This window comes from Saccharopolyspora sp. NPDC045839, from assembly GCF_056431645.1.
Genome location: NZ_JBWKKH010000002.1, coordinates 96142 through 118853 on the forward strand (window position 1 = coordinate 96142; position 22712 = coordinate 118853).

22 protein-coding genes and 1 tRNA gene are annotated in these 22712 nt (G+C 71.0%); 8 read left to right on the forward strand and 15 right to left on the reverse strand.

The features are described from left to right. The first annotated feature begins 220 nt into the window (after positions 1-220). Positions 221-790: a TetR/AcrR family transcriptional regulator gene (locus AC07EQ_RS03320; RefSeq protein WP_478386320.1), complete on the forward strand. Its 570-nt coding sequence runs from the start codon at positions 221-223 to the stop codon at positions 788-790. A 28-nt stretch (positions 791-818) separates the two neighbouring features. Here the strand turns inward: AC07EQ_RS03320 and AC07EQ_RS03325 are convergent, their stop codons facing one another. Both AC07EQ_RS03325 and AC07EQ_RS03330 read right to left on the reverse strand, forming a co-directional pair. Next, entirely contained in the window at positions 819-1988 is a 1170-nt protein-coding gene (locus AC07EQ_RS03325; protein WP_478386321.1) for a 4-hydroxybenzoate 3-monooxygenase, read from the reverse strand. 172 nt (positions 1989-2160) lie between these two features. Then, on the reverse strand, positions 2161-2439 hold the full coding sequence (locus tag AC07EQ_RS03330; RefSeq protein WP_132493555.1) for a DUF6343 family protein: 279 nt from the start codon (positions 2437-2439) through the stop codon (positions 2161-2163). Positions 2440-2544: 105 nt separating this feature from the next. Between AC07EQ_RS03330 and AC07EQ_RS03335 the strand changes: the two genes are divergently transcribed. After that, positions 2545-3579 carry a flavin-containing monooxygenase gene (locus AC07EQ_RS03335; protein WP_478386322.1) on the forward strand — a complete coding sequence of 345 codons (1035 nt, stop codon included), beginning with the start codon at positions 2545-2547 and terminating at the stop codon, positions 3577-3579. Here the strand turns inward: AC07EQ_RS03335 and AC07EQ_RS03340 are convergent. The 6 genes from AC07EQ_RS03340 to qcrB all read right to left on the reverse strand — a co-directional run bounded on the left by AC07EQ_RS03340 (position 3567) and on the right by qcrB (position 9190). Continuing rightward, positions 3567-4100 (reverse strand): winged helix-turn-helix domain-containing protein, encoded by a 534-nt coding sequence (locus AC07EQ_RS03340; RefSeq protein ID WP_093278330.1) that lies wholly within the window; start codon positions 4098-4100, stop codon positions 3567-3569. The two genes, AC07EQ_RS03335 and AC07EQ_RS03340, sit on opposite strands and share 13 nt — an antisense overlap. A gap of 265 nt (positions 4101-4365) precedes the next feature. Continuing rightward, positions 4366-4857: a DnaJ family domain-containing protein gene (locus AC07EQ_RS03345; RefSeq protein ID WP_478386323.1), complete on the reverse strand. Its 492-nt coding sequence runs from the start codon at positions 4855-4857 to the stop codon at positions 4366-4368. A gap of 40 nt (positions 4858-4897) precedes the next feature. Then, positions 4898-5410, reverse strand: coding sequence for a mycothiol transferase (locus AC07EQ_RS03350; RefSeq protein ID WP_358581079.1), 513 nt, complete (start codon positions 5408-5410; stop codon positions 4898-4900). 80 nt (positions 5411-5490) lie between these two features. Beyond that, positions 5491-6519 carry a CobW family GTP-binding protein gene (locus tag AC07EQ_RS03355; RefSeq protein WP_478386324.1) on the reverse strand — a complete coding sequence of 343 codons (1029 nt, stop codon included), beginning with the start codon at positions 6517-6519 and terminating at the stop codon, positions 5491-5493. A 52-nt stretch (positions 6520-6571) separates the two neighbouring features. Beyond that, a complete protein-coding gene (locus AC07EQ_RS03360) occupies positions 6572-7486 on the reverse strand; it encodes a ribonuclease Z (protein ID WP_478386325.1) in 915 nt (304 codons plus the stop codon). Positions 7487-7519: 33 nt separating this feature from the next. Next, positions 7520-9190 carry a cytochrome bc1 complex cytochrome b subunit gene (qcrB, locus tag AC07EQ_RS03365; protein WP_478386326.1) on the reverse strand — a complete coding sequence of 557 codons (1671 nt, stop codon included), beginning with the start codon at positions 9188-9190 and terminating at the stop codon, positions 7520-7522. 217 nt (positions 9191-9407) lie between these two features. Between qcrB and AC07EQ_RS03370 the strand changes: the two genes are divergently transcribed. The 3 genes from AC07EQ_RS03370 (at position 9408) to AC07EQ_RS03380 (ending at position 14207) form a co-directional block, all read left to right on the forward strand. After that, a complete protein-coding gene (locus AC07EQ_RS03370; protein WP_478386327.1) occupies positions 9408-10328 on the forward strand; it encodes a dihydrodipicolinate synthase family protein in 921 nt (306 codons plus the stop codon). Between the two features lie 28 nt (positions 10329-10356). Beyond that, positions 10357-12321, forward strand: a complete 1965-nt coding sequence (locus AC07EQ_RS03375; RefSeq protein WP_478386328.1) for a beta-galactosidase — start codon at positions 10357-10359, stop codon at positions 12319-12321. A gap of 536 nt (positions 12322-12857) precedes the next feature. Then, the gene (locus AC07EQ_RS03380; protein ID WP_478386329.1) at positions 12858-14207 is read left to right on the forward strand and encodes an HNH endonuclease signature motif containing protein; all 1350 of its coding nucleotides are present in this window, start codon (positions 12858-12860) and stop codon (positions 14205-14207) included. Between the two features lie 44 nt (positions 14208-14251). On the opposite strand, the gene AC07EQ_RS03385 is transcribed toward AC07EQ_RS03380, so the two are convergent. Continuing rightward, positions 14252-15166 (reverse strand): LysR family transcriptional regulator, encoded by a 915-nt coding sequence (locus tag AC07EQ_RS03385; RefSeq protein WP_478386330.1) that lies wholly within the window; start codon positions 15164-15166, stop codon positions 14252-14254. A 108-nt stretch (positions 15167-15274) separates the two neighbouring features. On the opposite strand from AC07EQ_RS03385, the gene AC07EQ_RS03390 reads away from it, so the two are divergent. After that, positions 15275-15928 carry a flavodoxin family protein gene (locus tag AC07EQ_RS03390; protein WP_478386331.1) on the forward strand — a complete coding sequence of 218 codons (654 nt, stop codon included), beginning with the start codon at positions 15275-15277 and terminating at the stop codon, positions 15926-15928. Between the two features lie 75 nt (positions 15929-16003). After that, entirely contained in the window at positions 16004-16414 is a 411-nt protein-coding gene (locus AC07EQ_RS03395) for a DUF7144 family membrane protein (RefSeq protein WP_478386332.1), read from the forward strand. 7 nt (positions 16415-16421) lie between these two features. On the opposite strand, the gene AC07EQ_RS03400 is transcribed toward AC07EQ_RS03395, so the two are convergent. Continuing rightward, positions 16422-16763: a hypothetical protein gene (locus tag AC07EQ_RS03400; protein ID WP_358574339.1), complete on the reverse strand. Its 342-nt coding sequence runs from the start codon at positions 16761-16763 to the stop codon at positions 16422-16424. A gap of 70 nt (positions 16764-16833) precedes the next feature. On the opposite strand from AC07EQ_RS03400, the gene AC07EQ_RS03405 reads away from it, so the two are divergent. After that, positions 16834-17577 carry an SDR family oxidoreductase gene (locus AC07EQ_RS03405; RefSeq protein ID WP_478386333.1) on the forward strand — a complete coding sequence of 248 codons (744 nt, stop codon included), beginning with the start codon at positions 16834-16836 and terminating at the stop codon, positions 17575-17577. Here AC07EQ_RS03405 and AC07EQ_RS03410 read toward each other — a convergent pair. The 5 genes from AC07EQ_RS03410 to AC07EQ_RS03430 form a co-directional block, all read right to left on the reverse strand. After that, entirely contained in the window at positions 17574-18743 is a 1170-nt protein-coding gene (locus tag AC07EQ_RS03410; RefSeq protein ID WP_478386334.1) for an MsnO8 family LLM class oxidoreductase, read from the reverse strand. The genes AC07EQ_RS03405 and AC07EQ_RS03410 overlap by 4 nt on opposite strands. Beyond that, positions 18740-20107 (reverse strand): NtaA/DmoA family FMN-dependent monooxygenase, encoded by a 1368-nt coding sequence (locus AC07EQ_RS03415; protein ID WP_478386335.1) that lies wholly within the window; start codon positions 20105-20107, stop codon positions 18740-18742. The genes AC07EQ_RS03410 and AC07EQ_RS03415 overlap by 4 nt, the downstream gene beginning before the upstream one ends. Further along, a complete protein-coding gene (locus tag AC07EQ_RS03420; protein WP_478386336.1) occupies positions 20104-21264 on the reverse strand; it encodes an LLM class flavin-dependent oxidoreductase in 1161 nt (386 codons plus the stop codon). The genes AC07EQ_RS03415 and AC07EQ_RS03420 overlap by 4 nt, the downstream gene beginning before the upstream one ends. A 300-nt stretch (positions 21265-21564) precedes the next feature. Further along, positions 21565-22566 carry a selenide, water dikinase SelD gene (gene selD / locus AC07EQ_RS03425; protein WP_478386337.1) on the reverse strand — a complete coding sequence of 334 codons (1002 nt, stop codon included), beginning with the start codon at positions 22564-22566 and terminating at the stop codon, positions 21565-21567. Positions 22567-22599: 33 nt separating this feature from the next. Further along, positions 22600-22695 (reverse strand) — tRNA-Sec (locus AC07EQ_RS03430). Between the last annotated feature and the right edge of the window lie 17 nt (positions 22696-22712).

Consider the following 22712-nt stretch of genomic DNA (forward strand, 5'->3'; position numbering starts at 1 on the left):
GGGGGGGGAGGGGGGAAAAAAACACCCCTACGATCCCCCCCCCGGGGGGGGGGGGGGGGGGGGGGGGTCCCCCCCCCCCCCCCCCCACGGCGAGGTCGGTAGTGGTCATCGCTCTCCCGTCTTCGTCGATCCCGCCGGGGTTCGGGCAGTCGTCCGCCACGACAGTTTCGCTACCGATGGTATCGATACCGATCGTAGCGAAAGTTGTTATCGTGTGGCCATGCCCCGAGCGACCGCATCCGCCAGACCCCCGGGCCGCCCGCGCGCCGGCATCGACGCCGAGGTCTTCGCCGCAACGCTGAGCACGGTCCACGAGCTGGGGTACGCGGGCGCGACGATGGATCGCATCGCGGCGGCGGCGGGCGTGGCGAAGACGACGATCTACCGCCGCTGGCCGTCGAAGGGCGCGCTGATCGCGGACTGCCTCGTCGACGCGTTGGGCCCGGTGCCGCTGACGGGCACCAGCCGGGAAGAGGACATGGCGTCGGCCATCCGCTGGGTCGCGGTGAAGATCGGCGAGCCCGGGGTCGGCGCGGCGTTCGCGGGCGTGTTCGTCGACGCCGTGAGCGATCCGGCCCTGCGCGAGGTCCTGTCCACGCGGTTGCAGGACCCGTACCGGCTCGCGCTCCAGGAGGCGCTCGGCGAGCCGGAGAACCGGATCCTGCTCCTCATCGACGTCGTCGTCGGAACCCTGCTCCACCGGATGGGCATGACCGGCGCGCCGATGGTCGACGAAGACGTCACCGCACTGGCGGAGATGGTCCTCCGCCACTTCGCCGATCCGGCCTAGATCTGCGGCCGGACCGGCGGCTCGACGGTCAGTCGAAGGGCGTGCCGACGTAGTTCTCGGCGAGCAGGGTGCGGCCGGCCCGGGTGCGGGTGACCGTGTCGAGCTCTGCGAGCTGGCGGTTGTGGTCGAAGCCGCTGGCCTCCGGCATGCGGTGCAGCATCGATGTCATCCACCACGAGAAGTGCTGCGCCCGCCAGACCCGCGGCAGCGCCGTGGCGGTGTAGGCGTCGATCGCGGTGCGGTCGCTCTCGGCGAAGAAGCGGGCCATGGCGCGGGAAAGCACGTACACGTCGGCGATCGCCAGGTTCATGCCCTTCGCACCGGTCGGCGGCACGGTGTGCGCGGCGTCGCCCGCCAGGAACAGGCGGCCGTACTGCATCGGCTCGCAGACGAAGCTGCGGAAGTGCAGCACCGACTTCGAGAAGATCGGGCCCTCCTTGATCTGCGCGCCCTCCACCCGGGTGTGCAGCTCCTGCCAGATCCGGTCGTCGGACCAGTCCTCGACCGTGTCGTTCGGGTCGACCTGCAGGTAGTGCCGCTGCACGGTCGCCGAGCGGGTGCTGATCAGGGCGAAGCCGTTGCGGTGGTGGGCGTAGATCAGCTCGTCGGAGGACGGCGGTGCCTCGGCGAGGATCCCGAACCAGGCGAACGGGTACTGCCGGAAGTGGTCCTGCCGTGGCTTCGGCGCCGGGATCAGGAACCGGGTCGTGGTCCGCGATCCGTCGCAGCCCGCCACCAGCCCGCAGGTCAGCTCCTGCTCGACGCCGTCCTGGGTGAAGCGGATCGTCGGCGCGTCACCGGTGATGCCCTCCACCTGCACGTCGGAGACGCCGAAGCGGATGTCGCCGCCGTCGGCGAGGCGCTTGGCGATCAGGTCCTTGAGGACCTCGTGCTGCGGGTAGATGGTGACGCCGCGGCCGCCGGTGAGGCCGGCGAAGTCGATGCGGTGCCCGCGGCCGCCGAAGCGCAGCTCGATGCCCTCGTGCACCATGCCCAGCCGGCGGACGCGGTCGCCGACGCCGGTCTCGGTCATCAGGTCCACGGAGCTCTGCTCCAGCACGCCCGCGCGGATGGTGCCCTCGATCTCCTCGCGGGTGCGGGTGTCGATGACGACGGACTCCACGCCGCGCTGGTGCAGCAGGTGCGAGAGCATCAGCCCCGCGGGTCCCGCCCCGACGATCCCGACCTGGATCTCCATGTGCCGCTTCCCTTCTCGCGCCGCCGCGGCACCGGTGCACCCAGATGTGACCGGCGCCGCGGGCCGGTCCTCACCATCGGTTGCGGGCCGGGGGAGAAGGAACGCCCCTTTCCGTTCACCGGAAGCCCGATCGCGGCCGCCGGTCAGCGGGCGGTGGCGTCCTCGGGGGCGCTCAGCCGGGTTCGCCGCGTCGCTTGCGGTGGACGACCCAGCCGAGGTCGACCGCGGCGATCGCCGCGAGCACGACCAGCACCCAGCCCAGCCAGGCCAGCTCCGGCACCGCCAGGAACAGCAGGACCGCCGCGCCCGCGCAGAACACCAGGCCGAATCCGGCCAGCCAGATCCGCAGCGTGAGGGCGCTGCGGGCGTACGGCGCGCCGGCGAATCCGGCCAGGGGATCGTGGTAGCCCGGCAGGCCCCGCTCGTACTCCTCGCGCTTGCGCTTCGGCATGCCACCCGGCTACCCGTTCCGGCGCCGTTGCTCACCCTATCCACTGTGGACGGATGCGGAAAAATGCGTTGCGGCCCGGCTGGCGGTATGTCCGATACTGCCGGAATGTGCGATGCGTTGGTGATCGGCGGCGGCCAGGCGGGGCTGGCCGCCGCGAGGGCCCTGCGCGCCGCGGGCCGCCGCCCGGTGGTGCTGGAGGCGGGGCCCGAACCGGTGGGATCGTGGCCCGCCTACTACGACAGCCTGGTCCTGTTCACCCCGGCGCGGTTCAACGAGCTGCCCGGCGCACGGTTCCCCGGCGATCCGAGCCGGTATCCGAACCGCGCCGAAATCATCGAGTACCTGCGCACCTACGCCCGCGATTCGGACTGCGAGATCCGCACCGGGCAGCGGGTCGTCTCGGTCGCCAGGGCCGGCCGGGAGTACCAAGCGCACACCGCCACCGGTGCGGAGTTCCGCGCCCCACTGCTGGTGGCGGCGACCGGCGCGTTCGGCAAGGCGCACCGGCCGGAGCTGGCGGGGCTCGCCGACTACACCGGCACGGTGCTGCATTCGGCGGACTACCGCCGTCCCGAACCCTTCGCCGGGCAGCGGGTGGTCGTGGTGGGCGCGGGGAACTCGGCGGTGCAGATCGCCGTGGAGCTCGCGGAGCACGCACAAGTCAGCCTCGCCACCCGGAAACCGGTGCAGTACGCCACGAACGAGCCGGTGCCGGGCGATTCCCGGTTCTGGTCGGTGCTGTCCGCCTTCGCGCGGATCCCGGCGGGGCCGCTGTTCCGGCCCGGCAGCATCCCGGTGCTCGACAACGGCGGCTACCGCGCGGCGATCGAAAGCGGACGCCCCGACCGCCGCGAGCTGTTCACCGCCGCCGACGGCGCCGAGCTGCACTGGTCCGACGGCGCCCGCGAGCACGTGGACACCGTCATCCTGGCCACGGGATACCGCCCGGCACTGGGCTACTTGGCGCCGCTGGGCGTCCTGGACGCGGCGGGCCGGCCGAAGCACCGGTACGGGATCGCCGGCCCGGGACTGGGCCTCGTCGGCCTGGAGAACCAGCGGACGTTCCTGTCCGCGACGCTGCACGGGGTCGGCCGCGACGCCCGCTACGTCGCCCGGAAGCTGGCGGCCTACAACGCGTAGGGGTCGGGCTCGATCTCGACCTCCGAGGTGTGGTCCACCCGGTAGCCGACCCCGCGCACCGTGGTGATCAGGTCCAGGCCGGGGCCGAGCTTGCTGCGGATCCGCCGGACGTGCACGTCCACGGTGCGGGTGCTCGGCGAACTGTTGAGGTGCCACACGGCGTTGAGCAGCGCGCCGCGCCGGTGCACCCGTCCCGGGTTCTCGCACAGGAACAGCAGCAGGTCGAACTCCAGCCGGGTGAAGTCGATGAACGTCCCGTCGGCCCGCACGACTCGGCGCGGGGCGACCAGGATCCGCAGGGCGGGCTCCACCGGGGCGGGCAGCGCGCGCAGCCGCGGCGCCTGCGGCCGGGCTTGCACCTCCACAGTCGACTGGCCCGGTATCTCGGCCAGGGCGCGGATCTTCCGGGCGAAATCGCGCTCCAGCGAGGCCAGATCTCGTTGCGGGACGACGAACCGGGCGGTCACCTCGATCACCGCGCCACCGTCCGCCGGTTCCAGGAATGCGGCTTCCAGCGTCATTGCACAGGTCTCCGTCTCATCGCGGCGCGGGCGCATCCCGGCGCCGGGCGAACAACAGCAACCCGGCGGCAGGCGGCTCGGACGAACAGCGGAGCGGCGCCGGGGCATGGGGAGATCAGGTGCGCGGACAAGCCGCGGAAGCGACCCACAGCAGGTCGATGTGCGCGCGCTGCACGAGCAGCGGTCCCGGCGTCATGAGGTTGATCAAAGCAGCGTCGGAGATTTCCGTCAAAGCCGTTCACGAGGTGGGAAACCGCTGGCGGGGTCACCGCCGGAAGCGTTGCCACCAGCGGGATTTCCGCGGCGCGGCCGCGGCCGGCTCGACGGGCCCGGCCGCGGGCTGCTGCACCGGCTCGGGCCGGCCGGCGCGCCACGAAGCGACCACCTCGTCGACGTTCACCGGGCCGATGGCCACCTGCGGCCCGGTCGGCGTGCGGAGGTGCTCGACGATCCGGCGGTTCAGGGCGGCGGCCACGTCGCGAACGGCCTGCTCGGTGGTCAGGTCGCGCACCGCCTCGGGCAGCCGCTCGGCCTCCTTGCGGAGCTGCAGCGGGGTGGGCAGCAGCGCATCACCGGAGAGGCCCTCGCGGCGGATGTAGTCCTTGACCCACCACTGGTCGTCCAGCGGTGCGCCCGCGCCGGGCAGCGGCTTGCCCGCGCCGGGCAGGTCGTCGAAGTCGCCGCGCTCCTGCGCGGTCCGGATCTGCTTGTCGACCCATGATTCGAACGTGACACCGGGTGGCTTGCGCTCGGTCATGCCCCGATTGTCGGCCACGGCGCCGCCGCGATGCCACCGGCTAGCCGACGCGTTCGAGGATGCCGCGGATGAAGGCGGCCTGTCCGGCGTGCTGCAGGTCGTCGGCGATCACGCTCACCAGCCGCACGCCGAGGGTGACCGGGGGAGCCCACCCGGCGTCCACGACCTCCGCGAGGTCGTCGTCGGTCAGCCCCGCGACGAACTCGACCGTCCGCGCGTGGACCGCGTCGTGGTACCCGGTCAGCAGCTCGCCCGAGTCGACGCGGACGTCGGCGACCTCGTCGGGATCGTGGCCGTAGCCGATGTCCTCGTGCGCGAACGGCAGTCCGAAGCGCCCGAGCCAGTCCTGCGCGGTCCAGGCCTGCTCCGCCGCGGCCACGTCCGAGACGTGGTCGTCCTGCACCCGGGTCAGGTGCCACACCAGCCAGGCGATCGAGTTGGCCTCCGGATCGACCCGGTACGCCAGCTGGTCGGGATCCAGGCCCGACACGGTCTCGTGCACCACTTCGCGGATCCGGTCGAACGCATCGACGAGCACTTCGGCGCTGGACATCCGCCCACGGTACGACCGCCGCCGGGATCCGGCAGCAGATCCACAGTGGACGCTGGTGCTGCGCGATCGGCTCGGCAAGATCAGGCGCGGGTGTACTTGAGCACATCCAGCATGCTGTGCTCGTCCGCGGGGTCGGGTTCGCCGAGGCAGGCGGCCAGGTCGCGGCGCACCCGGTCCTGGTCCAGGCCGGAGCCGATCACCACGAGCTGCGTGCGCCGCGATTCGCCCCGTGCCCACCGCGACCGCTGGAACCGCAGGAAGTCGCCGACGGTGTGCAGCGTGAACTTCTGCCCCTGCCCCGGAGCGCCGAAGTGCACCTGGCCCTTCATCCGGTAGACGCCGTCCGGGCGGTCGTCGAGGAACCGCATCAGCTCCCGTGGGTGAACCGGGTCGTCGGCCGTGAACTCCACGCTCTGGTACGCGGTGTGCAGGTGCTCGTGGCAGTCGCCGGACGAATCGGCCAGCAGCTCGTCGAAGGACAGCTGGCGCGCGACGTCCTGCCGCTCGCGGACCGCCTCGCGGTCGAACAGCAGCGCCGGGTCGATCCTGCCGTGCGCGGTCGGCAGCACCGGCTTGCCGCCGGCGAGCCCGCCCACCAGCCCCGCCAGCCGCCGCTGATCGGATTCGGCGACGCGGTCGATCTTGTTCAGCAGCACCAGATCCGCGAAGCGCAGGTGCTGGTCGATCTCGGGGTGGCGGCGCCGGGTCGCGTCGAACTCCGCGGCGTCGACCACCTCGACCAGCCCGCCGTAGCCGAGGCGGGGGTTGGTGCTGTTCAGCAGCAGCCGGACCATGCCGCGCGGGTCGGCCAGGCCGCTGGACTCGATCACGATGACGTCGATGTCGCTGCCGGGCCGAGCGAGCCGGGCCAGCAGGTCGTCGAGCCCGCTGGCGTCGACGGCGCAGCACAGGCAGCCGTTGCCCAGCGACACCGTGGAGTCGACCTGACCGGCGACGCTCAGCGCATCGATGTTGATCTTCCCGAAGTCGTTGACCACGACGCCGATCCGGGCGCCCTGCGGGTTGCGCAGCAGGTGGTTGAGCAGGCTGGTCTTCCCGGCCCCGAGGAATCCCGCGACGATGATGACCGGGATCGGTTGCCGAACCAAGGAATCCGCCTTCCGCGCGACTGCTGACCGCCCGGCAGCATAGCGATTCGGTTCACGAGCGCTTCGGGACCGGGATGCGTTGGAGGTCTTCGGCCACCACGACCTGGCCGTCGAAAACGGCCGCCGCCTCGTCGTGGAAGCGTTGCGGATCCGAGTAGCGCTGCGAGAAGTGGGTGAGGACCAGGGTCCGCACTCCGCATTCGGCCGCGACCCGGGCCGCCTGGGCGGCGGTGAGGTGGCGGTACTCGTCGGCCAGCCGCGCGTCCTCGTCCAGGAAGGTCGACTCGATCGCCAGCAGGTCGGCGCCCTCGGCGATGGCGAACACGCCGTCGCAGAGCCGGGTGTCCATCACGAACCCGAACCGCTGTCCCGGTCGCGGCTCGCTGACCTGCTCCAACGTCACCTGACCGGTCCCGGTGCGCAGCACCTGCTCGCGCTGGAGCTGCCCGACGGCGGCCCCGCGCACCCCGTGCCGGGCCAGCAGCTCCGGCACCATGCGCAGGCCGTCCGGCTCCACCAGCCGGTACCCGAACGTCTCGATCCGGTGGTCCAGCCGCACCGCCTCCAGCGCGCCGAACGGGCCGGTGGCGATCACGCCCTCCCGCTCGACCGGCCGCTCCTGCAGGTCGACCACCTCGTCGAACGCCGAGGCGTAGCGCAGGTTGCGGAAGAAGCCGGCCCCGCTCGCCGGGTAGTGCGCGTGCACCGGCCGCCGGACCCGGTCCAGCGACAGCCGCTGGACGACGCCCGGCACCCCGAGGCAGTGATCCCCGTGGAAGTGGGTCAGGCAGATCCGGTCGATGTCGTGCGCGCTGACCCGCGCGTGGATCATCTGCCGCTGCGTCCCCTCGCCGGGGTCGAACAGCAGCCCGGTGCCGTCCCAGCGCAGCAGGTAGCCGTTGTGGTTGCGGGACCGCGTCGGCGCCTGGCTCGCCGTGCCCAGCACGATCAGTTCCCGATTGGACACCCGCGGCACCCTACGGCACCCGCGCCGTGGCGATCACCGCTCGGGCGCCTGCGGGCGACCGGACGGGACCTCGACCTCGGCCTCGGCCTCCCCGGCGGGGCGTTCCCGCTCCGCCTCGGCGCGGCGGGCGGCGTCGAGGGCCTCGGTCTCCTCGCGCGGATCGGGCACCAGCAGGCTGCCGGGCACCGACCGCCCGGCGGCGCCGAGCTGGTTCATCTTCTTCGGCACCGGGGTGCCCTGGTAGGGCAGCGGCACCGGGTGCCCGTGCTCGTCGACCGGGCCCAGCGGCTGGTGCACCTCGATGAACTCGCCGTGCGGCAGGCGCTTGATGATGCCGGTCTCCACGCCGTGCTCCAGCACGTCCCGGTCGGTGCGCTGCAGGCCCAGGCAGATCCGGTAGGTGACGTAGTAGGCGATCGGCGGCGCGATCAGCACGCCGATCCGGCCCGCCCAGGTCGTCATGTTCAGCGACAACCCGAACACGAAGGCGATGACGTCGTTGACCCCGGACAGCAGCACCACCACGAAGAACGTGATGGCCATGACGCCCAGCGCGGTGCGCACCGGCGCGTCGCGCGGCCGTTGCAGCAGGTTGTGGTGGGCGGTGTCGCCGCTGAGCTTGCGTTCCAGGAACGGGTAGATGATCGCCACGGTGAACACCAGGCCGAGCCCGATGACGAGCGGGAAGAACACCGCCGGAATGGTGTAGGGCCCGAGGTAGACCTCCCACGGCGGCCACAGCCGGCCCATCCCGTCGGTCCAGATCATGTACCAGTCCGGCTGGGAGGCCGCCGAGATCATCGACGCCACGTACGGGCCGAAGTTCCAGACCGCGTTGATCTGGAAGATGCCGCTCATGATCGCCAGCACGCCGGTGATGATCAGGAACAGCCCGGTGCTCTTCACCGCGAACACCGGCATGATCCGCACGCCCTCCACATTGGACTCGGTGCGCTTCGGGCCGGGGTACTGGGTGTGCTTCTGGTACCAGACGATCGCCAGGTGCACCGCGACCAGGCCGACGATGAGGCCCGGTAGCAGGAAGACGTGGAGAATGTAGAACCGCGGGATGATCTCGGTGCCGGGGAATTCCCCGCCGAAGAGGATCCACTGCAGCCAGGTGCCGATGACCGGGACCGAGAGCACGATGCCGGAGGCGATCCGCATTCCCGTTCCGGAGAGCAGGTCGTCGGGCAGCGAGTAGCCGATGAAGCCCTCGAACATGCCCAGGAAGAACAGCAGGATGCCGATGGTCCAGTTCACCTCGCGCGGCCGGCGGAACGCGCCGGTGAAGAAGATCCGGAACATGTGGACCACGATCGCGGCCATGAACACCAGCGCGGCCCAGTGGTGCAGCTGGCGCGCGAACAGTCCGCCGCGGACCTCGAAGGAGATGTCCAGCGTGCTCTCGAACGCGCGGGACATCGACACCCCACGCAGGTTCTGGTAGACGCCGTTGTAGGTCACCTCGGTCATCGACGGGTCGAAGAACCACGCGAGGTAGGTGCCGGTGAGCACCAGGATGACGAAGCTGTACAGCGCGAGCTCACCGAGCAGGAACGACCAGTTCGACGGGAAGACCTTGCTGATCTGGCGCCGCATCCCCGGCGCCAGGCGGAACCGCAGGTCCGCCTCGTTCGCCTGGTGGCGGATCTTCCGGAACAGCTTGCTCTCGGGCTTGGTGGGTTGCGTCAACCTGCTCATGTCGGCTCCCGGCACCGCGCTGCGAGCCACCGACGGGCGTCGATTCCGCGAACTCCCGCCGATCGGCTGGGCGAAACGACACTGCGCGGATATGAGCGTACTGCGCCGGCCCGTCACCGGCAGCCGGGCGCACCGGCACTTGTCAGGGGCGGTCCGAGCCGATAGCGTCTGGACATCCTACGTCCTACGTCTTCATGATGGGCAACAGAGGAGTGGTATGGCCGAGCTGGCCGGCGGAGTGATCCCGCCGCTGTGCACACCGCTGACCCCGGACCGCGAAGTCGACGTGCCGTCGCTGGAGAAGCTCACCGGCCACCTGCTCGAAGCCGGGGTCCACGGGCTGTTCGTCACGGGCTCGACCGGCGAGGCCGGCTACCTGCCGGACGCGGCGCGGTACCGCGTGCTGGAAGTCGTCGCCGGGGTGGCGGCCGGCTCCGTGCCGGTGCTCGCGGGCGTCATCGACACCGCCACTCCGCGGGTCGTCGAACACGCGCGGGCCGCGCTGCGGCACGGCGCCTCCGCGCTGGTGGCCACGGCGCCGTTCTACGTCCCGACCCATCCGGCCGAGATCCTGACGCACTTCCGCCAGATCCGCGCCGCCGTCGACCTGCCGCTGCTCGCCTACGACATCCCCGTCTCGGTGCACACCAAGCTCGCCCCGGAAACGGTCGTCGAGCTCGCGGCGGACGGCACGCTCTGCGGCCTGAAGGACTCCAGCGGCGACCTCGACGGCCTGCGCACCGTGCTGGAAACCCTGCCGGACCGGGACTTCCTGGTGTTCAGCGGCTCCGAGACGATGGCCGACACCAGCCTGCAGCTCGGCGCGCACGGCCTGGTGCCCGGCCTCGGCAACGCCGACCCGCGCGGCTACGTCCGGCTCTTCGACGCCGCGGCCGCGGGGCAGTGGCAGCAGGCTGCGACCGAGCAGGCGCGGCTGCGGCGGCTCTTCCGCGTGATCGGCGTCGGCGCCCGCCCGATGAGCCGGTACTCGTCGGCGATCGGCGCGTTCAAGGAAGCGCTGGTGCAGCTGGGCGTGATCGAGCACGGCACGACCAGCGTGCCGATGGTGGCGCTCGACGACGCCGAACGAGCCGCGGTCCGCCGACACCTGGTCGAGGCCGGCCTGCTCCAAGCCTGACCGAACCCGCCGAAGGGAGCGTCAAGTCGTGACCGAGAACCTGCGCCGCCTGCCGGAGAGGCTGGGCCGCATCGCCTACGGCGGGGACTACAACCCGGAGCAGTGGCCCGAAGAGGTGTGGGCCGAGGACATGAGGCTGATGAAGCAGGCCGGGGTGTCGCTGGTCAGCGTCGGGATCTTCGGCTGGGCACTGGTGGAACCCCGGCCCGGCGAGTTCGACTTCGGCTGGTTCGACCGCGTGCTGGACAATCTCGCCGATGCCGGGATCTCCGCCGCGGTCGCCACCATGACGGCGTCACCGCCGCCGTGGCTGGCGAAGCTGCACCCGGAAACCCTGCCGCGGCGCGCCGACGGCACGGTCCTGTGGCCCGGGGCGCGGCAGGCGTACTGCCCGTCCAGCCCCGTCTACCGGGAGCACGCCACGCGGCTGGTGACCCGGATCGCCGAGCGCTACGCGGACCACCCCGCGCTCGCGCTGTGGCACATCGGCAACGAGTACGGGTGCCACGTCCGCGCCTGCTACTGCGACAGCTCCGCGGCGGCGTTCCGGGAATGGCTGCGCGAGCGCTACGGAGGCATCGCCGAGCTCAACGACGCGTGGTCGACGAAGTTCTGGTCGCAGCGCTACGACGACTTCGGCGAAGTGCTGCCGCCGCGCACCGCACCCACCTTCGCCAACCCCACCCAGCAGCTCGACTTCGCCCGGTTCTCCTCGGACACGATGCTCGACCTGCTGCGCATGGAGAAGGCCGTGCTGCGGGCGGCGACACCCGGCGTGCCGGTGACCACGAACCACGTGCCGCTGGCGAAAACCCTCGACCTGCACCGCTGGGCGTCCGAAGTGGACGTCGTCAGCTACGACTCCTACCCGGACCCGCACGACCCGCGGGCGCACGTGCTCGCCGCGCTGTCCTACGACGTCATCCGGTCGCTGCGCGGCGGCCAGCCGTGGCTGCTGATGGAACAGGCACCGAGCGCGGTGAACTGGCGTGAGCGCAATGGCGTCAAGCAGCCGGGCCAGATGCGCCTGTGGAGCTGGCAGGCCGTTGCCCAGGGCGCCGACGCCGTGATGTTCTTCCAGTGGCGGCAGTCCAAGGGCGGCGCCGAGAAGTTCCACTCCGCGATGGTGCCGCACACCGGGCCGGACAGCCGGACCTTCCGCGAAGTGGCCGGACTCGGCGCGGAACTCGCGGAAACCGGCCCGCTCGTCGACACCCGTCCCGGCAACGACGTGGCGCTGGTGCTGGACTGGGAGAGCTGGTGGGCCTTGGAGCTGAACTCGCACCCGGCCACGCTGGACCAGCTCGACGCGCTCCTGGCGCACTACTCGCCGCTGTTCGACGCGAACATCGGCTGCGACGTCGTGCACCCGGACTCGGACCTGTCCGGCTACCGGCTGGTCGTGGTGCCGAACCTGTACCTCACCAGGGCCGAAACCGCGGCGAACCTGACCGAGCACGTCCGGCGGGGCGGGCACCTGCTGGTGTCGTTCTTCTCCGGCATCGTCGACGAATCCGACCAGGTCCACCTGGGCGGGTACCTGGGGCCGTTGCGGGAGGTCCTCGGCGCGCGCGTGGCCGAGTTCTGGCCGTTGGCGGACGGGGAGTCCATCGGGGTCTCCGTGCTGGGCTCCGCCGAGCGCGGGGTTCTGTGGTCCGAGGATGTCGTGGTGGACGGGGCCGAGGTGGTCGGGCGGTTCACCGAGGGTGGGTTGGCCGGTGGGGCCGCTTTGACCCGGAACGCCTTCGGGGACGGCGTGGCCTGGTACCTCGGGACCCGGCTGGCGGGCGAGGGGATGCGGGCCGTGCTTGATCGGGTTGTGCGGGACAGCGGGGTTTCGCCCGTGGTGGCCGGGCTGCCGGAAGGGGTGCAGGCCGTTCGGCGGGGCGGGCGGGTTTTCCTGCTCAACCACAACGCTGGGAGCGTTTCGGTTTCCGTTGCCGGGGGTCGGGTGGAGATTGCCGGGTTCGGGGTGGAGGTTCTGGCGGGGTAGGGGTTTTGGGGTTTTGGTTTGGGTTGGGCGGGGTTGGGGCTTTTAGGGGTTTGGTGTGTTTTGGGGCCATCCCCGCGATGGGTGGATTGTGGGTGCTGCGTGCCGGAGGTCAAGCCCGGCCTCGCGGCCGCCCCTTCGGGGTTTCAGGCTTGACATCCGGCCCGCAGCACCTGGGCGGCTTTGTATCGCGGGGATGGCCCGGGGTGGGCCGGCTCGTTGGCGGCTTGCGTTGCGGGGTGGCGGGTTTCGGGTCGGCCGGGGCTGGTGGGGTTTGGTTTCGGGGTGATCCGTTGTCAGGGTCGGGCCGTTGCGGGGATGGCGTGATTTCGCGGGAAATCGACCCCTGGTCGCCGGACGCGGCGCGCACGACCGGTAGGGGCGCGGTGGTTTGGTCTTGGATGCGGGTCGCCTTCGGCGTGTCGTGACCGTTTCCCTTGACACGACTCGATTTTCGCCGTCTTTGGTGGGGTGTTTCACCTGATCAAGCGACCATAAAAACAGTGCGAACGCGTGTTCGAGTGCGGGACAATTGTGGCATGACACCGCTACTGAATGCTCATGATGCGACCGGGGGCCTTGCTGGCCCGTGGTCGGCGGTGTCGTGCACCGACACCGAACTCGCCACCCGCATCCAAGAGCTGGAGAAGGAAATGCGGGTACTGATGTGGGAGCAGCTGCAGTACATCGCTGAAGCCGACCACCGAGACATCCACGCCGACACCACCGCCCGATCGCTGCAAGTCTGGCTGCAGGGGCTTCTCAATATCGACCCGCGTGACGCGAAAACCCGCGTCACAGTCGCCCGCAACGTCGAAGACCGGCAAACCTTCCACGGCGAGACGATGCCTCCTGATCTGCCCGATACGGCTCAAGCACTGGCTGAGGGTGCGATCGGGCTGGACCACGCGCGCGTCATCGTCAACGGAATCCGACGCCTACCCGACTACGCCCGCTGCCACCAAGTCGCCGAAGTCGAATCAACGCTCGCTGGGTATGCGCGGACGATGTCGCCGAGGGAGTTGGAGAAACTTGCCGAACGCATCCGCTGCCTCCTCGACCAGGACGGTGCGTTCCGCGATGAGGAAGCCCAGCACGACGCACGCGAGTTGCACTACGCGACCACCCGGGACGGCATGACCGTCATCAAGGCGAAGCTGGACCGGGAGACGGGTGCGAAGTTCGCCGCGTTGATCGAGCCCCTCGCCGCACCCCACCCTGAGGTCGATGGAGAGAAAGATCCCCGCACTGCGGGGCAGCGGAACGCCGATGGGTTCGCGGCATTGCTGGATTTGGCGCTGGACCATGATGGAATGCCTCGTACCGGTGGGCAGCGACCGCAGATGACGATCGCTATCGACTTCGACGACTTGAAGCGCGGCTTGGAGGTCATCGGCGAGGACTGTATGCCCGGCACCCTCAACACCGAACGCGCCATCACGGCGCAGAACGCACGCCGCATCGCCTGCGACGCCGAAATCCTGCCCATCATCCTCGACGGCGACAGCCTCCCACTCGACGTCGGCAGAGCTAAACGAACCGCGCCCACCCACATCCGCACCGCATTACTCCGGCGTGATGGTGTGTGTGCGTTCCCTGGGTGTGACCGCCCACCGGGGACACCGGAAGCGCACCACATTCAGCATTGGGTCGACGGCGGCGCCACCGACCTGAACAACATGGTCATGCTCTGCGCACACCACCACCGCACCCTCCACAACCAACGCTGGGACATCGCCATGCGTAATGGGCGGCCCGAGTTCATCCCACCGCCCACAGTGGACCCCGGGCGAACACCCAGACCAGGCGGCAGAGCACTGCCCTCGCAGCACCGCGAGTACCTCCGGGACCTCATCCCCACACCACGGGACCCGGCGGGCGAATCGTGACGCCCTCTGATCGTTTGGGCGCGGCCTCTAGCGGTCGTTCGTCGCTATCCGGATGCGCAGTGCTGGGCGACGGCCGTCTTCAGGGTTGTGAGGTAGTGGGCCACCGCTGGCCGGGTATCGGTTCCTCGGCGGATCGTTGCGTGGATTCGCCGTTGTACCGGGCCGCCCTCGATGTCGATCGTGGTCAGCGCCGCCGTGGTCGGTAGGCGGGCGTGGCTTGGTACGAGGGCGATGCCCAGTCCCGCTTCGACCAGGGCGGCGATCGCGGCCCAGTCGCTGGCCCGGTGCCGGATGCTGGGTCGGAAGCCTGCTGCTGCGCACGTCGAGTGCAGCAGTTGGTCGCAGGCGTCTCCCGCCGCCGTGCTGATCCAGTCCTCGTCGGCCAGCCGCTTCAGGTCGACCGCTTCGTGGTCGGCGATCGGGTGGGTTGCCGGGACCACGAGGTGGCAGTCGTCGGTGCCGAGTTCGATGCGGGTGCACCTCGGGTCGTCGTCGGGTAGTGCCACGTCCGCCGTCACCGAGACGATCACGTCCAGGTCGCCGCTGCAGAGCTGGTCCAGGCAGTCCGGCACCGCGATCTCGTGGATGCCTACCCGCAGTCTCGGGTGTTGTTCGCGGATGGCCTGCGCCGCCGGGATCAGCACCGTCGGGATCAGCGACGGGACACCGCCTACGCAGAGCTGCCCCAGGTCTCCCCGGGTCGCCGCCTGCACGTCGCCGAACGCGCGTTCCAGGTTGGCGAGCAGCGCGTATGCGTGGTCCACCAGGACGCGGCCGGCTTCGGTGAAGCGCAGGCGGCGGCCGTCCACCTCCGTCAGCGGTGTCCCCGCTTCCTTCGTGAGGGTCGCCAGCTGTTGTGAGGCGGCGGACGGTGAAACGTGCAGTGCGGCCGCTGCTGCGTGCAACGTTCCTTGTTCGTGGAGGGCGACCAGGAGGCGCAGCCGGGCCGGGTCGAACATGCACAAAATCTTACCAGTACTGGCCTTGATGTCCTGCTTGTCTTCATGGTTGTTCCTGGTGAGGATTGAGCTGCACATACGCCGCGATCAACGGGGGTGTCTTTCCCGGTGAAAGTTCTTGCCTTGAGCTCCAGTCCGCGCAAGGACGGAAATTCCCGAATGCTCGCCGAATCGGTGCTCGCCGGGGCCGCGCAGGCCGGCCACGACGTCGAGATCGTCGACCTCTCCGACGTGGTCTCGGCACCGCTGCGCGACTGCCGGGTGTGCCGCAACGCCGCCGGGCGCTGCTCCATCGATGACGACTACGAGGACCTCCTGGTGGGCAAGGTCCTCCCCGCCGATGCGCTCGTGCTCGCCACGCCCCTCTACTGGTACGGCATCTCCGGGCAGCTGAAGCTCTTCATCGACCGGATCTTCTGCTATGAGGCCGCCGGCTATCCGGAGCACGAGCACGTCAAGCGGCGGCTGGTGAACAAGCGGCTGGCCGCCGTGGTCAGCTCGGAGGAGACCTACCCCGGCTCGCTGGTGGGCGTCACCGCGCACCTGCAGGAGCTCGCGCGCTACCTCCACCACGACTTCGTCGGCGTCGTGCAGGGCTTCGGCAACTCGCGCGGCGAAGTCGCCCGGGATCCGGGCGATCCGCTCGGCAAGGCCTTCGACCTGGGCGTCCGGCTGTTCGAGGCGCGCGCCACCGACTACCGCATCGACACCCCGCGCCCCTCCACCGTCTGGGCGGACGCGGTGGTGGGTACGCCGGATTAGAGGTAGTTCGGCCCTGGATCGTCTCGGGGCGCGTCGCAACCCTTTGGCGATGGAGTTCGCGGAGGGAGCCGGACCATGACGTCCCACAACGTGCCGCATCGCGGCTTTCCCACCCGGTGGCTGGGGTGGGTTATCTTCGCCGGCGTCGTCCTGCTGATCGTCGGCGTCGTTCAGGTGATCTACGGCATCGCGGCTTTCACGCGCTCCGGGAACAGCCTCGCCACACCGGTCGGCACGCCCGCGCTCGTCCACGTCGGCGGGGCCTACGTCGTGCTCGGCGTCGTCCTCGCCGCCGCCGGCGTCGGGGTGATGTCCGGTTGGATGTGGGCGCGCGTGGTCGCGATCGCCTTCGCGGTGTTGAGCCTGCTCACCAACGTCGCGTTCTTCCTCGGTTCCCCGGTCTGGTCCAGCATCGTCATCGTGCTGGACCTGATCATCATCTACGCGCTCGCCCTGCACGGGAAGGAGGTCAAGGGCATCCGTTGATGCCGGCTCACCCGGTGTGCGCCTCCGAGACCACCAGCGGCGTGCCCTGCATGCAGGTCGTGACCATGCCCGGCTCGATCCTGCCGCGGACCACGGCGGTCACGCCCGGACGCAACGTCGACGGCGGATGCACCAGCAGGTACTCCCGGTCTGCGGTGGCGAGGACCAGGCATCCCTGCTCGACCCCGCTGCGCACGACACCGCGCACCGTGACCTCCCCGCTCTGCACCTGCACAGGCGCGACCGGGAAGTTCGTCGGTGCTTCGGCGCAGCCCGCCGGTGCGGCGAGCGCCGCGAGCAACGCCGGGCCGCACAGCGCCGCTCGCACGCTTCGTGGACGCATGCTCATGGCGCTGGGGTACCCGTGCGAGGCAGTGGGGTATCAATGAGCCCGCTGGCAATGACCGATGGGAGGGCTGATGAGCGACATGCGAGTCGCGGTGGTGACCGGGGCCGGATCGGGCGTGGGGCGGGAGATCGCGCGGGCGCTGCTCGGCGCGGGCTACCGGGTCGCGCTGGCCGGGCGGCGGCCCGAGCCGCTGCGGGAGACCGCGCAGGGCTCGGACGCCGCCCTCGTGGTGCCGACCGACGTCGGCGACCCGGAGTCGGTCGCCGCGTTGTTCGACGGCGTCCGCGACGCCTGGGGCCGGGTGGACCTGCTGGTCAACAACGCGGGCACCTTCGGCGCCGCCGGTTCGGTCGGCGAACTGTCCTATTCGGACTGGCAGGACGTCGTGCAGGCCAACCTGACCGGCTCGTTCCTGTGCGCGCACCACGCCTTCCGCGTCATGCGGGAGCAGGACCCGCAGGGCGGCCGGATCATCAACAACGGCTCGATCTCCGCGCACAGCCCGCGGCCGCGCAGCGTCGCCTACACCGCCACCAAGCACGCCATCACCGGCCTGACCAAGTCGATCTCGCTCGACGGCCGGCCCTACGGCATCGCCTGCGGGCAGATCGACATCGGCAACGCCGCCACCGAGATGACCGCGGGCATCGCCACCGGCGCGGTGCAGGCGGACGGCTCGGTGCGCCCCGAACCGACCTTCGATGCCCGGCACGTGGCCGACGCCGTGCTCTACATGGCGGGCCTGCCGCTGAACGCCAACGTGCAGTTCCTGACCGTCACCGCCACCGCGATGCCGTTCATCGGCCGCGGCTAGGCCGCCTGCCAGGCCTTCGCGAGCAGCTCGTAGGAACGGACCCGGTCGGCGTGGTCGTGCGTGACCGTGGTGATCACGAGCTCGTCGGCGCCGGTGGCGTCGCGCAGCGTCGCCAGCTTGCGCGCCACCGCCTCCGGCTCGCCGACGATCTGCGTGTCCACCCGGTCGGCGACGATCTCCCGAGCCTGGTCGGTCCAGCGGAACTCGGCGGCTTCGGCCGGGCTGGGGAACGGGATCGCGCCCTCCCCGGTGCGGATGCTGTGCACCCACGGCCCGTACGGGTCGGCGAGTTCCCGGGCCCGTTCGTCGGTGTCGGCGACCACCACGTCCGCCGACACCACCACGTAGGGCCGGGCCAGCTTCGCGGAGGCCGCGAAACCGTCCCGGTAGGACGCGACCGCCTCCAGCACCGTGGACGGACTGACGTGGTAGTTCGCCGCGAACGGCAGGCCCAGCGACCCCGCCGCGGCCGAACTCTCGCCGGCGCTGGAGCCGAGGACCCAGACGTCGAGATCGGCACCTTCGACGGGCACGGCGTGCACCGGTTCGCCACTGGAGGACCGGAAGTCGCCGCCGATGAACTGCAGGACGTGCTCGACCTGGGTGCGGTAGTCCAGCGGTGCTTCCGCCGGATCGCGGGTGCTGAGCAGCCGCTGCTGCTCCTCGATGCGGGCCAGGAACCGCTTCGACTTGGCCAGCGCCCGCGGCTTGGGCGGGATCAGCAGGCCGTCGACCACCTTCCCCGCGGGCGCCGGGCCGTCGGCCGGATCGGCGAACCGGCGCACGAAGTCCCGGCCGCGCACCAGCCCCGAGCGGCCCAGGCCGAGGTCGACGCGGGCCGGATGCAGTTGTGCGACCGTGCCGAACTGCTCGGCGATCACCAGTGGGGCGTGGTGACCCAGCAGCACCGCCGCCGAACCCACCCGGATGCGGTTGGTCGCGCCCGCGATCAGCGCGATCAGCACCGCCGGCGCCGCCGAGGCGACGCCGGGCGTGAGGTGGTGCTCGGCGACCCAGTAGCGCCGGTAGCCGAGGTGTTCGGTGCGCTTCGCGAGGTCGATGGTGTTGTGCAGGGCGTCCGCCGGACACTGCCCGGACACGATGGGGGACAGGTCGAGGACGGAGAGGGGAGTGGACACCGGCGACCTCCGGGACGGCTCGGTCATGATGCGGCTTTCGCGCTCTGCCGGGGGTTTTCCAGCGGCGGCAGCCCGAGGTTCTCGCGCAGCGTGGCACCCGGGTACTCGGTGCGGTACACGCCGCGTTCCTGCAGCAGCGGCACCACGGTGTCGACGAACTCGTCCAGGCCGCCGGGCGTGAGGTGCGGGACGAGGATGAAGCCGTCCGACGCCTCCTCCTGCACGGACCGGTTCATCGCCTCGGCCACGCTCGTCGCCGTGCCGATGAACGACTGCCGCGCGGTGACCTCGATGATCAGCTCGCGGACCGACAGGTGCTTGGCCTCCGCCAGCTCGCGCCACTGCCGGGCGATGGCGATCGGGTCGCGGTGCCGGCGGGTGCTGGCCCGGCCCTTGGTGATCGTGTCGGTGCCGGTCGCCGGGTCGGACTCCGGCAGCGGTCCGTCCGGGTCCAAGTCGCTGAGGTCGGTGTTCCAGAGCTGTTCCAGGAACCGGATGGCGGTCTGCCCGCTGACCTGCTGACGCCGGATGTGCGCGGCGCGTTCGTGGGCCTCCGCGTCGGTGTCGCCGAGCACGACGGTCGTCGCCGGGAACACCAGGAGCTCGTCGCGGGACCGGCCGTGCCGGGCGAGCCTGCCCTTGACGTCCGCGTAGAACGCCTTGCCCGCCTCCAGGGTTCCGTGACCGGTGAAGATCGCGTCGGAGGCCGAGGCGGCGAACTCGCGGCCCGCGTCGGAATCGCCGGCCTGGAAGATGACCGGCCGGCCCTGCGGGCTGCGCGGCACGTTGAAGCGGCCCGCGATGTCGAAGTGCGCGTCGCGGTGCGCGAAGGAACCGGCCAGCGGGTCGTCGAGGAAGGTCCCGGATTCCTTGTCGGCGACGATCTCGTCGCCGTGCCACGAGTCGAAGAGCTCCCACGCGGTGCGCAGGAACCGCTCGGCGCGTTCGTAGCGCTGGTCCTCCGGCAGGAAGCCGCCGCGCCGGAAGTTCTCGCCGGTGAACGCATCCCACGACGTGACGACGTTCCAGGCCGCCCGGCCGCCGGAGAGGTGGTCGAGGCTGGCGAACTGCCGGGCCACCTCGTAGGGCTCGTTGAACGTCGAGTTGATCGTGCCCGCCAGCCCGAGGTGTTCGGTGACGGCGGCCAGCCCGGCCAGCACCGTGAAGGTGTCCGGGCGGCCCACCACGTCCAGGTCGTAGATCTTCCCGGCGTGCTCGCGCAGCCGCAGCCCTTCGGCGAGGAACAGGAAGTCGAACTTCCCGCGCTCGGCGGTGCGCGCCAGGTGCGTGAACGAGGAGAACTCGATCTGGCTCAGCGAAGCCGGATCGCTCCACACCGTCGTGTTGTTCACGCCCGGGAAGTGCGCTGCCAGGTGAATCTGCTTGCTCACTGGTGTCCTCCGGCGGTGGCGTAGCGGCTGGCGGGCCGGGTCAGGCCGAACAGGCCGCGCAGCGTGTCGGCCTCGTACGCGGTGCGGAACGCCCCGCGGCGCTGCAGTTCCGGGACGAGGTCCCGGGTGATCGCGGTCAGGTCGTGCGGGATGGCACCGGGCCGCAGCCGGAATCCGGAAAGCCCCGCCTCGCGCCAGGCGAGCAGCCGGTCGGCGAGTCCGGCCGCGGTGCCGGCGAACACCGGTGCGTCCGATGTGGACACCGAACCGTCCTGCTCGTCCAGCCGCGCCTTGCGCTCGGCCGCGCGTTCGCCGAGGAACACGACCAGGTCGCCGAAGACGTGCAGGGCGTCGTGCTCCCGCCCGGCGTCGAGCTGTTCGGCGCGGATCCGCTCGACGATGATCCGCGCCTGCTCCGCGTCGTGCGGGGTGGTGAAGGCGATGTCCGCGGCGCGGGCGGCGAACCGGTGCGCGGCCGCCTCCGTCGCGAGCGCCGTCACCAGCGGCTGGCCCTGCGGCGGCCGGGGCGTGATCGACGGTCCCTTGACGTGGAACCACTTCCCGGCGAAGTCGATGTAGTGCAGCTTGTCGCGGTCGATGAACCGGCCGGTCGCGACGTCGCGGATCTCCGCGTCGTCCTCCCAGCTGTCCCACAGCCGGCGGACCACCTCGACGTGGTCCGCGGCCTCGTCGAACAGCTCCACGAGGTCGACCTCGCGACGGCCGAAGTGCGCGGCCTCGCTGCGGCGCCCCGAAACCTGCGCCTGCCAGCCCGCGCGGCCGGCGCTGATGTAGTCCAGGCTGGCGACCGCCTTGGAGATGTGGAACGGCTCGGTGTGGGTGACGACCGCGCTGGGCACCAGGCCGATGTGCGTGGTGCGAGGCGCGACGCGGGCGGCGATCAGACCGGCGTCGAGCCGGCCGCGCACCTGGTCGGTCCGGTCGTCCGGGCCCTCGTCGAGGGTGGTTTGCGGGCCGAGCGAGTCCTCGATCGTGACGAGGTCGAGCAGTCCGCGCTCCGCTTCCCGCACGACGTCGACCCAGTAGTCGGCGGTGAAGAGCTCGGCGGGGCGGGCGGATTCCTCCCGCCACGCGGCGGGATGCCAGCCGGCGCCGTCCAGCGCCACCGCGAGGTGCAGGTTCGGTCGTGGTGCCATCTGCAGGTCCTTGCTGCCGGGCGGAGTTGACTCCACAGCGGATTGAAGAGGAGGCGCGCGCCGGAGGCGCGCGGGAACGGCGCCGGGGGAAGCGGCGAATGGGACCGGCGAACGATGCCGGGAGAAGCGCGGGAGTGCGGGCGCTCAGCGCCGCGGACAGGCGGCGGAGCTCACCCGGAGGAGGTCGACGTGGTCCCTGGTGACCAACTGCACCGACTGAGCCATGCCTAGAACGCTAGAAGCGTGCCGAGGAAGCGTCAATGGATCATCGCGGCCGCCCACGATGTGGGCGGATGCGTTTCAGCGCAGCGAAATCGTCGCGGCGCGCGCGGGGACCACCCGGCCGATCACCGCCGCGCCGGGCACCTCGCCGACCACGAGCAGCCCGCCGGAGGTCTGCGCGTCGGCGAGCAGCAGCAGGTCTTCTGCCGGCGCCGAACCAGGATCGAGGTGCGGCCGGACCCAGTCGAGGTTCCGGCGGGTGCCGCCGCTGACGAACCCGGCCCGCACCGCATCCCGCGCGCCGTCGAGGTAGGGCACGGCGGCCACGTCGATCTCGGCGGCGGTGCCGGAGGCGCGCATCGTCTTGAACAGGTGGCCCAGCAAGCCGAATCCGGTGACGTCGGTCGCGCACACCGCCCCCGCCCGCGCCGCCGCGGCGGCGGCATCGCGGTTCAGCGTCGTCATCGCGTCGATCGCCTGCTCGAAGCGTTCGCCGGTGCTCTTGTGCCGGGTGTTGAGGACGCCGATGCCCAGTGGTTTCGTCAGCGACAGCGGCAGGCCGGGACGCGCGGTGTCGTTGCGCAGCAACCGATCCGGCTCGACCAGGCCGGTGACCGCCAGACCGTACTTCGGCTCGGGATCGTCGACGCTGTGCCCGCCGCCGACGTGGCAGCCCGCCGCCCCGGCGGCGTCGCAACCGCCGCGCAGCACCTCTGCGGCCAGCTCGAACGGCAGGACGTCGCGCGGCCAGCCGAGCAGGTTGACCGCGACGATCGGCGTCCCGCCCATCGCATAGACGTCGGACAGCGCGTTCGTGGCGGCGATGCGGCCCCAGTCGTAGGGATCGTCCACGACGGGCGTGAAGAAGTCCGTGGTGGCCACGATCGCCGGCCCGCCGTCGGCGCGCACCACGGCGGCGTCGTCGCCGGTGTCCAGGCCGACGATCAGCTCTGCGTTCGGCCGCTCGACGGCGGGCGCCAGGCCGCCGACGACCGACTCCAGTTCGCCGGGCGGGATCTTGCAGGCGCAGCCGCCGCCGTGCGCGTACTGGGTCAGACGAATCGTCGCGCTCCCGGACATGTCCCCATTGCAGCACGTCGACGGCGGGTTCACTGGCGGAGACGGACGGGAATCGAACCCGCCGCACCGAGATGCTCGGTGCCACCGGCTTTGAAGGCCGAGGGGGCCACCAGGCGCCCAGACGTCTCCGCCGGCCACTCTAGGAT

Excerpts from the sequence above, each read along its gene's own strand:
- AC07EQ_RS03395 (WP_478386332.1), top strand. The coding sequence starts at position 16,004 with ATGACGTCCCACAACGTGCCGCATCGCGGCTTTCCCACCCGGTGGCTG.
- AC07EQ_RS03385 (WP_478386330.1), bottom strand. The coding sequence starts at position 15,166 with ATGTTCGACCCGGCCCGGCTGCGCCTCCTGGTCGCCCTCCACGAACAA.
- AC07EQ_RS03340 (WP_093278330.1), bottom strand. The coding sequence starts at position 4,100 with ATGACGCTGGAAGCCGCATTCCTGGAACCGGCGGACGGTGGCGCGGTG.
- AC07EQ_RS03410 (WP_478386334.1), bottom strand. The coding sequence starts at position 18,743 with ATGACCGAGCCGTCCCGGAGGTCGCCGGTGTCCACTCCCCTCTCCGTC.
- AC07EQ_RS03420 (WP_478386336.1), bottom strand. The coding sequence starts at position 21,264 with ATGGCACCACGACCGAACCTGCACCTCGCGGTGGCGCTGGACGGCGCC.
- selD (WP_478386337.1), bottom strand. The coding sequence starts at position 22,566 with ATGTCCGGGAGCGCGACGATTCGTCTGACCCAGTACGCGCACGGCGGC.
- AC07EQ_RS03345 (WP_478386323.1), bottom strand. The coding sequence starts at position 4,857 with ATGACCGAGCGCAAGCCACCCGGTGTCACGTTCGAATCATGGGTCGAC.
- AC07EQ_RS03335 (WP_478386322.1), top strand. The coding sequence starts at position 2,545 with ATGTGCGATGCGTTGGTGATCGGCGGCGGCCAGGCGGGGCTGGCCGCC.
- AC07EQ_RS03400 (WP_358574339.1), bottom strand. The coding sequence starts at position 16,763 with ATGAGCATGCGTCCACGAAGCGTGCGAGCGGCGCTGTGCGGCCCGGCG.
- qcrB (WP_478386326.1), bottom strand. The coding sequence starts at position 9,190 with ATGAGCAGGTTGACGCAACCCACCAAGCCCGAGAGCAAGCTGTTCCGG.
- AC07EQ_RS03405 (WP_478386333.1), top strand. The coding sequence starts at position 16,834 with ATGAGCGACATGCGAGTCGCGGTGGTGACCGGGGCCGGATCGGGCGTG.
- AC07EQ_RS03350 (WP_358581079.1), bottom strand. The coding sequence starts at position 5,410 with ATGTCCAGCGCCGAAGTGCTCGTCGATGCGTTCGACCGGATCCGCGAA.
- AC07EQ_RS03320 (WP_478386320.1), top strand. The coding sequence starts at position 221 with ATGCCCCGAGCGACCGCATCCGCCAGACCCCCGGGCCGCCCGCGCGCC.
- AC07EQ_RS03380 (WP_478386329.1), top strand. The coding sequence starts at position 12,858 with ATGACACCGCTACTGAATGCTCATGATGCGACCGGGGGCCTTGCTGGC.
- AC07EQ_RS03370 (WP_478386327.1), top strand. The coding sequence starts at position 9,408 with ATGGCCGAGCTGGCCGGCGGAGTGATCCCGCCGCTGTGCACACCGCTG.
- AC07EQ_RS03325 (WP_478386321.1), bottom strand. The coding sequence starts at position 1,988 with ATGGAGATCCAGGTCGGGATCGTCGGGGCGGGACCCGCGGGGCTGATG.
- AC07EQ_RS03330 (WP_132493555.1), bottom strand. The coding sequence starts at position 2,439 with ATGCCGAAGCGCAAGCGCGAGGAGTACGAGCGGGGCCTGCCGGGCTAC.